11 protein-coding genes are annotated in these 13,685 nt (G+C 59.4%); 3 read left to right on the top strand and 8 right to left on the bottom strand.

Annotation, left to right across the window (positions count from 1 at the left end):
* Positions 1-52: 52 nt before the first annotated feature.
* From FHT84_RS19820 to FHT84_RS19790, 7 genes are read right to left on the bottom strand one after another with little or no spacing between them, the layout of a single operon-like run.
* Positions 53-1,033, bottom strand: coding sequence for an NAD(P)-dependent oxidoreductase (locus FHT84_RS19820; protein ID WP_183763657.1), 981 nt, complete (start codon positions 1,031-1,033; stop codon positions 53-55).
* Complete coding sequence (locus FHT84_RS19815; RefSeq protein ID WP_183763653.1) at positions 1,030-2,670, bottom strand: ABC transporter ATP-binding protein; 1,641 nt, start codon at positions 2,668-2,670, stop codon at positions 1,030-1,032. Before FHT84_RS19815 ends, FHT84_RS19820 begins: the two co-directional genes overlap by 4 nt.
* Before the next feature lie 2 nt (positions 2,671-2,672).
* Positions 2,673-3,509 (bottom strand): ABC transporter permease, encoded by an 837-nt coding sequence (locus tag FHT84_RS19810; protein WP_183763650.1) that lies wholly within the window; start codon positions 3,507-3,509, stop codon positions 2,673-2,675.
* Positions 3,506-4,477: an ABC transporter permease gene (locus FHT84_RS19805; RefSeq protein WP_183763647.1), complete on the bottom strand. Its 972-nt coding sequence runs from the start codon at positions 4,475-4,477 to the stop codon at positions 3,506-3,508. The genes FHT84_RS19810 and FHT84_RS19805 overlap by 4 nt, the downstream gene beginning before the upstream one ends.
* Before the next feature lie 29 nt (positions 4,478-4,506).
* Positions 4,507-6,066, bottom strand: a complete 1,560-nt coding sequence (locus FHT84_RS19800; protein WP_183763645.1) for an ABC transporter substrate-binding protein — start codon at positions 6,064-6,066, stop codon at positions 4,507-4,509.
* 58 nt (positions 6,067-6,124) lie between these two features.
* On the bottom strand, positions 6,125-7,579 hold the full coding sequence (locus FHT84_RS19795) for an amidase family protein (protein ID WP_183763643.1): 1,455 nt from the start codon (positions 7,577-7,579) through the stop codon (positions 6,125-6,127).
* Positions 7,573-8,916 carry an aminotransferase class III-fold pyridoxal phosphate-dependent enzyme gene (locus FHT84_RS19790; RefSeq protein WP_183763641.1) on the bottom strand — a complete coding sequence of 448 codons (1,344 nt, stop codon included), beginning with the start codon at positions 8,914-8,916 and terminating at the stop codon, positions 7,573-7,575. The genes FHT84_RS19795 and FHT84_RS19790 overlap by 7 nt, the downstream gene beginning before the upstream one ends.
* A 212-nt stretch (positions 8,917-9,128) precedes the next feature.
* Here FHT84_RS19790 and FHT84_RS19785 point away from each other — a divergent pair, with 212 nt between their 5' ends.
* The 3 genes from FHT84_RS19785 (at position 9,129) to FHT84_RS19775 (ending at position 12,655) form a co-directional block, all read left to right on the top strand.
* A complete protein-coding gene (locus FHT84_RS19785; protein ID WP_183763639.1) occupies positions 9,129-10,070 on the top strand; it encodes a LysR family transcriptional regulator in 942 nt (313 codons plus the stop codon).
* Positions 10,071-10,954: 884 nt separating this feature from the next.
* Positions 10,955-12,094: a hypothetical protein gene (locus tag FHT84_RS31465; RefSeq protein WP_246698691.1), complete on the top strand. Its 1,140-nt coding sequence runs from the start codon at positions 10,955-10,957 to the stop codon at positions 12,092-12,094.
* 135 nt (positions 12,095-12,229) lie between these two features.
* A complete protein-coding gene (locus FHT84_RS19775) occupies positions 12,230-12,655 on the top strand; it encodes a phage prohead protein (RefSeq protein WP_183763637.1) in 426 nt (141 codons plus the stop codon).
* A gap of 196 nt (positions 12,656-12,851) precedes the next feature.
* On the opposite strand, the gene ligD is transcribed toward FHT84_RS19775, so the two are convergent.
* A partial coding sequence (ligD, locus tag FHT84_RS19770) for a non-homologous end-joining DNA ligase (protein ID WP_183763635.1) occupies positions 12,852-13,685 on the bottom strand: 834 nt, incomplete at its 5' end.

The raw sequence follows: 13,685 nt of genomic DNA, 5'->3' as shown, positions 1-13,685 counted from the left end.
GTGCGGAATGTCCCGTCCCTCGCAGACGAGGATGTCTACCGCCGCCGCCGGCTCAGTATCCGCGGGTCAGATCCACTTGTGCTTCAGGCGTTTCTCCGCGAGCGATGGCATCAAGGCTGCGGCAGATTCGCTCCGCGACACCGCCTTCCGCATCGGCCCCAGACCAGGCGATGTGGGGTGTCAGCAGCACGTTGGCGAGGCCGTAGAGCGCGTTGCCCTCAGGCAACGGCTCGGGCATCGTGACATCCAAGGTCGCGAAGGCCACGGGTCCATCCTTTAGCGCCTTTACCAAGGCATCCTGATCGATCAGGTCGCCACGCGAGATATTGATCAGGTGAAGGCCAGGCCGGGCCCGGGCGAGAATTTCGGACGAGACTATGCCGGAGGTTTCCGCCGTCGCCGGAGCGGCGAGTACAAGATGATCCGACCATTCCGCCAGTTCGGCAATCGACGTGCAGAAGCGCAGCCCGCTCGTTTGGTCCCCTTGGGCAGAGCGCCGGCATATGAAGATATCCATGTCGAAGGCGCACGCGCGTCTGGCGATCTCCTGCCCGATCGCGCCGTATCCAAAGATGCCGAGACGCTTTCCTTCCAGCCTGCCGAGCGTGGTCTGGAACCAGTCCTTCTGCGACGATGCGCCGAGTCTATGGATCGGCTTTTCGATGTTGAGGATCGCGGCCATCACATAGTCTGCGATGGCCTTGGCCGTCAGGCCGCGGCCGGTCGTGACCAGCCTGTCTTCGAGAAGCCAGCGCGGATAGAAGTCGATGCCTGCCGACATTGTCTGCACCCATCTCAGGGTATCGATCGGCTTATCGGGATGGGAGGGCGCTCTCGACCAGCCCTCAAAAGCGCGCGTCACGAGTAACGTCGCCTCGCGGGAGAATTCCCAGGGCCGCGATGGGTTCAGTTCGTCGATTACTATTGGACCGAGCGGGTGCTGGCGGAGCCGCTCGCCGACCCTCTCGCTGATCTGATTGACGATAACGAGCCGCTCCGGCAAAGCCGGAAGGCCGATGAATGGGTTAATCATGCCGCGTCCTCCCTGCGGCCGGGAATGGCCTCGATCAGGCTGCGGGTGTAGGCCTCCCGGGGGTTGCTGAAAATTTCCTCGCCCGGGCCGATTTCGACCACGCGGCCCTTCTGCATCACCATCACGCGGTCGCAGATCTGGGCCGCGACGCGCAGATCGTGCGTGATGAAGATCAGCGTCAGGCCGAAGTCACGTTTCAGCGACGCCAGAAGTTCGAGAACCTGTGCCTGAATGGAGACGTCGAGTGCACTCACGGCCTCGTCCGCCACGATAATTTCGGGTTCGAGTGCCAGGGCCCGGGCTATGCCGATGCGCTGACGTTGGCCACCCGAAAACTCGTGCGGAAACCTGTCGGCTGCTGCGGCACCAAGGCCTACACGTTCCAGCAGCGCCCTTGCCCGGTTCATCGCTGATTTCTTGTCTTCGCCATAGGCGATCGGACCGTCCGCGATGGTCCGGCCGACCTTGATGCGCGGGTTGAGCGAACCATACGGATCCTGAAAAATCATCTGGACACGGCGACGCTGCTTCAGGAGGTCCGCACCCCTGGCCGAACCAAAATCGGCGCCGTTGAAGAGAATCCTGCCCGATTGCGGGGTCTGCAACCTGACGAGGCACCGTCCCAGAGACGACTTTCCCGAGCCGCTTTCGCCGACGATGCCGAGCGTCTCGCCGCGCGAGACAGAGAAGGTGACATCATCGACAGCCTTGACCTCCTTGGCTGCCGAGCCTTTGGCACTCTTGTAGGTCAGCCGTAGGGATTCGGCTTCGAGGATGGTATTTGTGTCGGACAGTTGCGCGCGACCCCGGCTGTGTCGCGGAATGGCGGCGATCAGCTTACGCGTATATTCGTGCTGTGGATCCCGAAGGACGGCGCTTGCAGAGCCGGATTCGACGATGCGCCCGAATTGCATCACGGCGACCTCGTCGGCGATCTCGTCGACGACGCCGAAATCATGGGTGATGAACATTACCGCCATGTTTCTGCGTACCTGCAGATCCCTGACCAGCTTGAGAATCTGGGCCTGGGTCGTGACGTCGAGCGCGGTCGTTGGCTCGTCGGCGATCAGGACCTGTGGTTCAAGCGCAAGCGCCATGGCGATGACGACCCGTTGCCTCTGACCGCCGGACAGTTGAAAAGGATAGGAGAGCGCCGCGCGGGCCGGATCGGGAAGGCCGACCTCTGCGAGAAGTTCTCGCGCCCGCACTTTTCGTTCCGCCCTAGTAAGGGATCCGTGGGCCTCGAAGACTTCCGCAATCTGGTCCCCGACCGTCATCAGCGGATTGAGCGCCGACATCGGTTCCTGAAAGATCATGGCGATCCGGCGTCCGCGCAACGCTCGCAGTTCGTTTTCCGACAACTGCAGGAGATCCTTGTCTTCGAAGAGAATCTGGCCGCTGGCTTCAAGACCCTGCGGCAGCAGACCCATCATTGCGTTGGCCGACATTGATTTTCCCGAGCCGCTTTCGCCGACCACGCAAAGGATCTTACCCGGCACGAGCTCCAAATCGACCCGATCGACCGCATAAGGCCTATCGGCGCCGGTCGGCAGTGCAATGCTGAGCTTTTGGATACGGACGACCGGAGCCGGTCGATGTGTGGGCGCTGACGCGGTTTCTTGAGCAATTCTGATCATGACTACCTCTCCTTCGCGATCCGCGGGTTCAGCGCGTCATTGAGACCTTCGCCGACAAGGTTGAAGGCGAGCACCGTCAGAAGGATTGCGATGCCGGGAAAAACGCTGATCCACCAGGCCTGTCGGATGACCGTCCGGCCAGCACCGATGATATAGCCCCAGCTCATGATGTTCGGGTCACCGAGCCCCATGAAGGAAAGTGAGCTTTCTGTGAGGATCGCGGTCGCGATCATCATGGTCGCAAGCACGATGACGGGCGAGATTGCATTCGGCAGGATCTGACGGCAGATGATGGTCATGTGGGATTGCCCGGAGAGCGTCGCTGCCTCGACGAATTCACGGGACTTCAGCGACAGCACTTCGGCTCGCAACAGCCGGGCGATCGGCGGCCAGCTCACGACCGCGATGGCACCGACGATGGACACCAGCGACGGCTGAAAGATCGCCACCAGAACCACCGCAAACGCGAAGGCCGGGATTACCTGGAAGAACTCGGTGACGCGCATCAGCGCGTCGTCGATGCGTCCGCCGAAATAGCCGGCGAGCGCGCCGACCGGTATCCCGATACAAAGGGCAGCCGTGGTCGAAACGAAGCCTATGAGCATGGATACGTAGGCACCATGCGCAAGCCCCGCGGTCAGATCCCTGCCGAGGGTATCGGTCCCAAGCGGGAATCCGTCCCGGGTTAGAGGTGGGATGAACGGCCGCTGGACGATCGCCCAGGGCGACTTGGGAAAGAGGAACGGCGCGATGATCGAGAAGAGCACCATGGCTATCAGGACGGCCAGGCCGATGACGGCGCCCCTGTTTCTTTTGAAGGCGTTCCAGAACTGTTTCATTGCTGCAACCTGATACGGGGGTCGACCAGGCGGTAGAGCAGGTCGGTGACCATGTTGAAGAGAAGGACGACGGCCGCTGACACGATGAAGATGCCGAGCAGCAGATTATAATCGCGCTGCTGCAGCGCTTCGAACATCAGGCGGCCGATACCTGGCCAAGCGAACACGGTTTCGATGAGAACCGCACCACTCACCAGCTGGCCGGCTTGCAGGCCAGCCAGGGTGACGACCGGAAGCAGGGCGTTACGCAGGATATGGCGGCGCTGAATGACGCTCGACTTCAGGCCTTTCGCGCGTGCCGTTTTGACGAAATCGAGACGGCTGACTTCCAGCATGGAGGCTCTGGTCATCCGCATGTAGACCGCCATGAAGAAGAAGCCGAGCGTCATCGCTGGCAGGATCAGATGGCTGCCGATATCGACGAGGCGTCCGATTCCGGTCAGGCTGGACCCCGGCGTCTCGTAACCGAAGCCCGGCAGCCAGTTGAGATGCACGGAAAACAACATAACCGCCATCAATGCCAGCCAGAAGAGCGGCGTTGCGTAAAACAGCAGGGCGAAGGTGGAGATGATGCTGTCCGTCCACCGCCCCTGCCGGGAAGCCGCAAGCGAACCCGCCGTCACGCCGAGGCAGAGCGAGATCACGAATGCCGAGAGAGACAGAAGCAACGTTGCAGGCAAACGGTCGGCGATGAGGCTGATAACTGGCAGGTTCTGTCGATAGGAGAACCCGAAATCCAGCTGCACGACTGCGGCAATATATTTCCAGAGCTGGATCGGAAGCGGCTGGTCAAGGCCAAAGCGCGCCCTCAGATCGGCCAGAAATTGTGCATCCGTTTCGCCGGCCTCTCCCGCCATGATCTGCGCCGGATCGCCCGGCGCAGAATGGATCAGGAGAAAGTTCAGGATCGCGATGCAGAGAAGGATGACGAGTGCCTTGACGATGCGCAGGCAAATGAACTTGATCATGAGAAGACTGTCTCTTTGCCCCACCTCGGTTATTTCTTGATCCACGCGTCGCGAAGGTCTTCACCCACGCCGTTGGCCGTCGTCACGAGATCCTGGATCTTGCATTTGTAGACAGTCGGAAAGCCGAGTTCCATCAGCCATGCGACCGGCACGTCTTTCTGCAGGATCGCCTGAACCTTGTCGTAGAGAACCTGGCGCGCAGCCGCAGGATAGGCGACGGCAGCGTCCGCGAAGAGCTTGTCGACTTCCGGGTTGGAATAGCCCTCGACATTGTTGAACGGATTACCCTTTTCGATCTGGCTCGAAATATAGTTGCGGGCAACACCGGTGGCGGGATCGCCGTTCTGAGCGACGAAGGTGAAAGCCAGATCATAGTCCCATTGCGCGGTCCGCTGGTTCCAGCCAGCGACGTCGGTGGATTGGATGTCGAGCGGAATGCCGGCCTCGGCGAGGTTCTGCTTGACCAATTCGGCCCAGCGCTGCCAGGTCTCGCCATAGGGCAAGGGCAGGAGCTTGAGCGGCTTGCCATCGTAGCCGATCTCCTTCAGAAGCGCCTTCGCCTTAGCGAGATCGTGGGTGTAGACGGGCTGCTGCTGGCTATAGAAAGGTGTGGTGGAGGCGATCGGCCCATTAGCGATCTTGCCGTAGCCGCTCCAAACGACATCCTTGGCAAGCTCACGGTCGAGCGCATACATGATCGCCTGACGGAACTTCGGATTGTCGAGCGGCGCATTGCGGTTGTTCAGCCACAGCCAGGAAACGGGCGCGGAATATTCCCAGCCCTTCTCGGTCACACAGGCCCCTTCCATCGCAGCCAGTTGCGGGATGTCGAAGGTTTCCATTGTCCCACCCGGCAGGACGTCAATTGCACCGGTCTCGAAGGCTGCAGAGCGGGCGGCACCGTCCGGCACGATCTGGTAGATCACCTCGTCGAGATAGGGCTTGCCCTTGAGGTAGTAGTCGGAGTTTTTGGTCAGCTTGATGAAGCTGCCCTTGCGCCATTCCGCAAGCTTGAATGGCCCTGTTCCAATGGGCGTGGTATTGGCCGGATTGGTGGCGAATTCGGTCCCCTTGTAAATGTGCATCGGAACGATCGGCATCGTCTTGTAGCCGAAGACGCGGATGAAGGACTCGAACGGTACTTTCAGCTGGAAGACTACGGTGGCAGCGTCCGGCGTTTCCACCGACTTGACGTAGGCCATGATCGTACGGTGGCGCGGTTGCGTCTTGGTGAGGAATTCCTCCACGGTGAATTTCACGTCGGCTGAGGTCATGGCCTGCCCGTCATGCCACTTCACATTGTCCTGAAGGTGAAACGTATAGGTGAGGCCGTCGGAAGAAATTTCCCAGGACTTGGCCAACGAAGGTTGCGGATTGAGCTTTTCGTCGTAGCGCAGCAGGCTTTCGTAGATCGCGCCGGAGACCAGATTGGTGCTCGCGTTGGTGGCGATGCCGAGCATCAGGCTCGACGGTTCCGGCTGGACAAGCAGGTTGAGCCTGCCGCCCGCCTGCGGATCCGCTGCCCATGTTGCAGAGGCAAAGGCAGCGCCAGCGAGAACCGCCAGCGAGAATTTCTTGAGATGTAACATGGATCGTTCCCCTTTTTTAGAGTCATTCTCTCGTGCATATTCTTGTCCAGCCCTCCGCTCACGCGGTGGCGCCCGGCGGCAACCTACCGGCCCATGGCCGTGCGATCTCCAGCTGGCGCGCCAGGCGCAGAAGCGTCTCCTCATCGCCAAAGCGACCGGAAAAATGTGCGCCGATCGGCAGCCCGGCCGAGGACCAGTTGAGCGGAACGGACATGGAAGGCGTTCCTAGATGATTGATCAGCGGCGTGTAGCTGAAGAAATCGCGCTGCCGGATATAGACCGTTTCCGGATCGGTGGTTTCGGCATCCAGCCAGCCGAGCTGCGGCGGCAATCCGGCCGCAAGCGGCGATAGCCACATGTCATATTGCTTCTGGTGCATCCAGACGCTGACCGCCGCGCAGGTCTGCTGCAGGTAGTTGAGATTGGCGAGATAGTCCGACGCGGGAACCGCACGCGACTTTTCCCAGAGCAGCTGCACAAAGCGCCCGGCGCGCATGATATTGCCCGGTTTGCCCTTTCGCTTGTCGATCCGATGGATGGCCGTACCGATGCTGACGGCCCAATGCAGCCAGACCGCTTCGAGAACCGTGGGGTTGTCGATGGGCAGCTCGTCCTCGACGACTTCGTGACCAAGTGCTCCGCAAAGCCCGGCGACGTCGTCCACCGCCTGAAGCAGCTCGGGATCCACGGCGATATCGGCGAGAGGCTTGCGTATCAGCGCGATGCGCAGCTTGCCAGGTGGCCGATCGATCTTGTCCAGCAGCGGCTTGTCAAGCGGCGGCGCGAGCGAGGGCGCGCCAAGCCAGTTGTCCGAGACCGCGTCGAGCAGGGCGGCATTGTCGCGGACTGACACGGTGATAAAACCCGACGTGGTCGTGCCGCCCGGCGATTCCAGCACGTCGGGGCCCATCGGGATGCGGCCGCGCGTCGGCTTCAGACCGAAGACGCCGCAAAATCCGGCGGGAACGCGGATGGAGCCGGCACCGTCCCCAGCATGGCCGATCGGCAGGAGACGGGCGGCAACCGCCGCGGCCGCACCACCGCTCGAACCGCCAGCGCTGTGAGCAATGTTCCAGGGGTTGCGGGTCGCACCATAAAGGGGCGGTGCGGTTTCGAACATCGCGCCGAATTCGGCGGAGTTGGTGCGTCCAGCAATCATCATGCCAGCTGCAATCAAACGGGTGACGAGTTCAGAATCGACCTTGGCGACATTGTCCTCAAGGACATAGGAGCCCTGCGTCATCTTCCGATTGGCCCATGCCGTCTGGGCGTCCTTGACATAGATCGGCACGCCGGCGAGCGGACCGCTGCCCAGAGGTTTGCCGGCAGCCTCGATCGCGTCGCCGAAGAAGCGCATGACGACGGAATTGAGCGGACCGTCCAGGCGTTCCGTCCGGTCGATCATGGCCTCCACGATTTCGCGGGAGGTAATTTCTCGGCTACGGACCAGTTCGGCCAGGCCAACGGCATCCTTCGTCGTCAGCAAATCATCGGCTGCTTGGCTCTTCAGCATTTTTCCTCCCTGCAAATACTTTCAAAAACTGAGATGAAATGGTCAATGTCGGCTTCCGTATGAGCGAGCGAAAGCGAACGGCGCCCATTCGGCAGCACGAATATTCCACGCCGCATCAATTCGCCATCCAGTCGACGCGCCCTGTTGCGATCGGATTTGAGCACTTCGTCGAAATTGCGGGGCTCCGACGCGCTGAAATGAACCTGCCAAAAGGATTCGATCCCCCCGACGGAAGCGGGAATGCCGTACTGCGTGATGACGGCTTCCAGGCCGCGCCGGGTGTGCTCGCCCAGTTCCGCCAGCTGCTCATAGGCTCCCGGTCGCATCATGCGCATGATCGTCGCGAAACCCGCGACGCAGGCCAACGCGTTACCGTTGAATGTGCCGGTGGTGGTCACGAGGTCCTTGCCCTGCCTGACGAGCGGATTGGTGACCTCCATGATCTCGGCGCGCCCGGCGACGATGCCGATCGGCAGACCACCGCCAATGATTTTGCCATAGGCCGCCAGATCCGGGACGGCATCGTAATAGCTTTGCGCGCCGCCAATGCCGAGGCGAAAGCCGCTGACGACTTCGTCGAAGATGAGCAGCACGCCATATTGCGTACACAGGCGACGCAGCTCTTTCAGGAAGGCACCGTCCGGCTTGCACCATCTCTGGATTGGGTCGACGAGGACACCCGCAATCGAGGAGGCCTCGCGCGCGAGCAGCTCGGCCACGCCTTTCGAATCGCCATAGGCCAGGGCGCGGACCAGGCGCGCGCTGGCGTCGGGAACACCAGCGGTATCGGCATGCTCCGGGCGGTTGCGGCCCGACGACTGCATCGCCGTCAAGGCAACCTCGCTCGTGCCGTGATAGGCACCCTCGAAGCGCAGAATCTCGTCCCGGCCGGTGGCGGCGCGTGCAACCCGCACTGCCTGGTTCACCGCATCACTTCCCGTGCTGGTGAAAATGATCTTTTCGGCGCACGCGACGGTCTCTTTCATGAGTGCGGCAAAGCGCACCGCCGGCGCGTGCATGATCTGGTAGTAATGCGTGCCACGCGGCACCTGCTTGGTGACAGCCTCAACCACGTCGGAGTTGCCGTGGCCCAAAATGAGCGCGCTGCCGCCCATGACGAAGTCCAGATACCGCGCGCCTTGGGCCGAATGGATATAGGCCCCGGAGGATCGCGAAATGATGGCGCCATTCATGCCGCGGATGGCGCTGTCGCTCGGCCCCAGCGTGCCGCCCGGAAAATAGTTCTCGAGCGACATGTTCAGGACGTCCTCGTCCTCGCGAAGAAGCGCCGCGCCCTCCGGCGGTATGTAACTCTTCGCTGTCTTTTCAAAGCTCACGTTTGGCTCCCGCATTGCAAATCTGTGACCACACGCTATGCCAGACCGGGCTTCGCGATAATTGCCAAATTAAGAAGCAAACTTTCCTTGTGATGAAGTTTTAGCCGTCGTCCGTTCAGACGCATTCGGTCGCTATTCCTGCCTCAGCGATATTGCTCGCAGACGCATGTCCAAATGCGCTAGGATCGGCCCGCGCGCGTGGAGAAGTTGGAATGAAGTCGAGTACGCCTCAAATTCAGATCGCTGATTTGCAGTCGATCCGCATCTTCAAGGCGATCGCCGATAGCGGTGGCCTGTCTGCCGCCCAGACGAAGCTCGGCATGAGCCTTTCCCATATTTCGAGCACGCTCACGAGCTTCGAGGAGAGGTTCGGGGTCAAGCTTTGCAACCGCGGCCGCAGCGGGTTTTCGTTGACCGATGCCGGCAAGCGCATCTATGCATCCGCCGCCGCTGTGCTGGACAGTCTGGCCTCGTTCGAGGAGGAACTTGCCGGCGTGAAAGGCGTGATTGCGGGCAACCTATGCCTGGCCTGCCATGGCGGCGACTACACGCACCCGTCCTATATACTGCCCGAGGCAATTTCGCGTTTTCTTGCCCGACCCAACAACCATGGGACAATCCAACTCGAGATCGGCTCTCAGGAATTCATCGCGGAGGGCCTGGTCAACGGGATGATCGATATCGGCATTGGTCATTTTCCTTCGGCCGGCTCGGGGCTTATCAAACATAAGATTTATCGGGAAACGGCATCACTCTATTGCGGGCTCGGGCATCCACTGTTCACTGCGGAAAAAGCTGAATGGCAACCGGATGACGTCGTAGGATTCGATTTCGCCCTGAGAAGTGCGCATGTGATCCCGGTGTCATCCTTGTCAAACGTTTCAGTACGAGCGATCGCGCCGACCCAGGAGGCGCGCGCACTTCTGGTTCTATCGGGAAAATTTCTGGCTTTTCTGCCGGATCACGTCGCCGAGCGCTGGGTGTCTAGTGGCGAAATGCGCAGACTGGTTGGCGACAGCCTATCCTATTCCACCGAAATGGAAATCGTCAGCCGGGATACGAAGCATCATGCGCCGCTTGTTGCCGCATTCATGGAGGATTATGCATTAGTCTCTGTCGAGAGAACACTCCCGGTGCCAACATTAGGACTATAAGAAAATTGCAATGCGGGTTTTCGGGGAATCCATGGCCAGCGCCCCCAGGTCTTCTGCGAGCCCCAGCGTGCGCGCTGTGTTGGCGGCAAAGCTCTGAAGTGTAAAGCCATCTGAAGTCGGCAGCGGACCGTACTCCATGCTCTTGATGGGTTACGAACCGGCGACCCTCTCGTTCAAGCAGCATATATTTGTGCAAATTTTTATAAGCGGTACAATAACTTGCGCTCCAAGATTGCCGATCTGGAGCCAAGGACGGACTGATAGGTGTGCTTGTTCAAGGCTGACTAATCGTCATGGTTTGCAGGCCTGTTTGAATGACTACTTCTAACCTAACTGAGGACCTAAACGGTGAGAAAATTCAAAAGAAGGGAGGGGGCTCAGCCCTGGCGGCTAGCGTGAGGGGCAGCAGCGTCCATGAATCATATCGAGTTTTCCGTAATAAGAGCGGATTTCCGAAAATGATGTCGCGGCATCCTCGGGACAATTAGTTTCAACCGCCTCTCGGATGGCAATGTCCGACTCCTAAGATGAACGATCGTCGCCCGATAGGTGGGCCTCATTGTGGCTTTCTCTCTGGCGCTGGGCCTCCCGCCGCGCTAGCTCCCGCTCGATTGCTTCCCTGATGAAAGCCGCAATCTGATAATTGCCGACCAGTGCCTCAATCCGGCTCCTAGTCTCGGGAGAAAGACGGATCTTTATATCTTTTACATTGAGCGGCGGTCGTCCCATAGAATGCTTTCGTCTCCATAGTGGCCGTATAAACGACGCCACTTATTGACGTCATAAATGACGTCGTTTACTCTTCGGCGCATAGTCGGCTGGATGTCGTGTTTGCGCCACGTCACCCAGCCTGACCACAATTCAAGCTTCAGGGAGCTCGGATCATGGCTGATTCTGAGAATAGCAGAACTTTGCCCGCAATTTCGCGTGGAAAAGAAAAACGTGAGCACGGTAGATGCGAACACCTGCCGCACATTATCGACCGCCGAAATCTGCTTCCCGTGGCGGCGCGCCTGCTGAGCGCACTGATCGCAGAAACACGGCAGCAAAGGGAGAGCGGTCCAACGCCTGTGAGAGAGATGTGGCCTCGGTGGTATGCATGCCATCTGCAACGCATGAGGGCCACGCGGCTTAGAGAAAAGTTAGAAAAAGAATTGCACGAAGAGGCCGGCGATCTTCCGGTCGTTATGCTTCCGAATGTCGGAAAGGATAGTGTCGTCGAGGTTCGCTCTTTTGCCGACCTCAATCGGATGACCCATCAGATAGATCCCGAACACCTGTCTCAGGCACGAGCCGAGCTTCGTCGGCGTCGGAAACGATGGAAAGAAGCGGATCGGCGTTTGGGATTCAGCGCCGCGTTCGCTCGGGAACAAGAACTCGCGGAACGGGCTGGGATATCTGGACGTGTCATGTGGATCACACGGCCCTCCTCGCTGATCGAAGTCACCGCCAAGCTCCATTGCCTGATTGTCATGCACGACGCCGACCTGAAGCTCGAAGGTGCACCTTGGCCCGAGCTGCGGACAATGCTGAAGGATCTCATCCGGCTTCAGGAGAGAAGCCGCCCGAAATCATGCAATGGACCCGGGTATGGTGGCAGTCCGGCGAGTGTGCGAGATATTCTAAATTTGGCGACGCAGTACCAGGATGCGGCAAATAAGCTCGGCAAGGGTTCGTCCAAGCCCAGCCACCTTCCACTACGTCTTCTGTCACTCCATGCGATAGAGCTCTATTTGAATGCATTCCTGCTTGCAAAGGGCGTGGAAGCAGCGACCATCCGCAGTCTTCGGCACGACCTCTCCCAACGATCCAGGATAGCGTCCGAAGCTGGCCTCGTGCTGCGTAAGCGTACGATGGCGCATCTGGCGGCACTCTATTCAAGCAATGAGTATCACGTTAGCAGATATGCTCCAGAGCGCGCTTCCACGCTGTCACAGGTGACCCGCGTCTTGGCGACGCTCGATGAGCTCTCACGAAAAGTGCGGAAAATATTGCGGGTAGGCGTTGGCTCTCCTCCGGTATAGGCATTGCCGCAGTCAGGCGACTTTCCAGAATCTCCAGCCAAATGACTGAGCGATTGGCGTGGAAGCCACGGGCCGATCTCTTCTCACCCAAAAGCAGGCAAGAGCCCCATTCTGAAGCTCCTGCGAAGGAAGCGTATGTTCGTCATCAGGGAACTTCTTAATCGAAACGACTTAATTGAATGGGCGATCACCGAAGGCTTCCGGGAGATCGTACCGGCGACCGCTTTGCATGTTACCGTCGGAAAATTACACGATACGAACCTTTGGCGGCAGCTGGTGCCCGCCGCGAACGATTTGACAATCCGCGCGAGCCAACGAACAGCTGTCCTGAACTTTGGAGGTATCGTCGTGCTGGCCTTTGGTTCCGTCAAGCTTTCACGCCGTCATGCTGAGTTTCGTCGGGCGGGGATGACGTGGTTTTATCGAGACTACACGCCCCACGTTTCGTTTGCGCTCGACGGTGTCGATCTACGGGACATCCGGCCTTTTGACGGCCGCCTCTGTTTTGGACCGGAGATCTTTAAACCTGGTCCGATCCTGGATTCATTGCCAACCGGTTGAAATGTTGTTTCTGGGCCACTCCCGGCGTCGTTTCGGGTTGCACGTTCAACAGGGAGCTTTTGCCCTCTCAGAGTATGAGGACTGATTTCGCGCCGGCCAGGGAGATCGACGTGTTCACCGACCCGCGATCAACCACACGATGTTCTATAACGCGATCGCCTCGATACGGGTCGCGCTCCGAGGATGGTTCTGAGTTTTATTGCGGTAGACGGTAAACGTCGGCATTGTCCTGCCGTTCTCTGAGTCCCTTATAGGAAGCATGGCGCAGTTTGCCGTCATCCGTCCAGGCACGATATTCGATTTCGGCGATGAGCGTTGGCTGAACCCAAACGACGCCGCGCTGTTTCAAGGCAATCGGTGCCCGCGAGGTCTTGAGCTTATCCAAATCCCTGCGAAGCCTGGATGCATCGCGCTCATTGAAGCCCGTTCCGACGTTGCCAACGTAGATGAGGTCGTGGCCTCGATAAGCAGCGAGAAACAAATTGCGGATGCCACCATGTGCAACAGCGGAGGGTTCATAGCCGACGATGAAAAAGCTGTCGCTCTGGACGCATTTCACCTTGATCCAATCACCGGTACGACCAGAGCGATAGGGCTGCTCGCGGTTCTTCGCGATGATACCCTCGAGGCCGTGCGCGCATGCGGCGGCTAGCAGCTCATCGCCATCGGCCTCAACCTCGTCTGATAGCCTTATGACACCTGCGTGATCGACGAGAAGGCCATCCAGGATTTGTCGACGTTCGGCAAGATCCAGCTTTGTCAAATCGTGACCATCGAAATAAAGGAGATCGAAAGCATAGAAGATTGCCTCGTCCGCCCGGCGGTGCCCTCCCCTTCCCCCAAGGGCACGCTGGAGAGCGCCGAAGCTCGACTTCCCCTGCTCATCCAGGACGACAGCCTCTCCATCGAGAATCATCGTTGTACCGAAGTCCGCAGCCTCGTTAGCGATCGTCGGAAAGCGATCGGTCCAATCGTGGCCGCCACGCGTGAGGATCCGTACGCGGCCTGGTTCAACATGAATGGCGAGACG

Origin of the sequence: Rhizobium sp. BK289, from assembly GCF_014193575.1 — a bacterium.
GTDB classification, from domain to species: Bacteria; Pseudomonadota; Alphaproteobacteria; order Rhizobiales; family Rhizobiaceae; genus Rhizobium; species Rhizobium tropici_C.
Note: the sequence above shows the minus strand (reverse complement) of the source record. Positions and strands in the feature narration are given on the sequence as shown.

Bases quoted from the DNA above. Each gene is read 5' to 3' on its own strand.
- FHT84_RS19820 (WP_183763657.1), bottom strand. From the start codon at position 1,033: ATGATTAACCCATTCATCGGCCTTCCGGCTTTGCCGGAGCGGCTCGTT.
- FHT84_RS19815 (WP_183763653.1), bottom strand. From the start codon at position 2,670: ATGATCAGAATTGCTCAAGAAACCGCGTCAGCGCCCACACATCGACCG.
- FHT84_RS19810 (WP_183763650.1), bottom strand. From the start codon at position 3,509: ATGAAACAGTTCTGGAACGCCTTCAAAAGAAACAGGGGCGCCGTCATC.
- FHT84_RS19805 (WP_183763647.1), bottom strand. From the start codon at position 4,477: ATGATCAAGTTCATTTGCCTGCGCATCGTCAAGGCACTCGTCATCCTT.
- FHT84_RS19800 (WP_183763645.1), bottom strand. From the start codon at position 6,066: ATGTTACATCTCAAGAAATTCTCGCTGGCGGTTCTCGCTGGCGCTGCC.
- FHT84_RS19795 (WP_183763643.1), bottom strand. From the start codon at position 7,579: ATGCTGAAGAGCCAAGCAGCCGATGATTTGCTGACGACGAAGGATGCC.
- FHT84_RS19785 (WP_183763639.1), top strand. From the start codon at position 9,129: ATGAAGTCGAGTACGCCTCAAATTCAGATCGCTGATTTGCAGTCGATC.
- FHT84_RS31465 (WP_246698691.1), top strand. From the start codon at position 10,955: ATGGCTGATTCTGAGAATAGCAGAACTTTGCCCGCAATTTCGCGTGGA.
- FHT84_RS19775 (WP_183763637.1), top strand. From the start codon at position 12,230: ATGTTCGTCATCAGGGAACTTCTTAATCGAAACGACTTAATTGAATGG.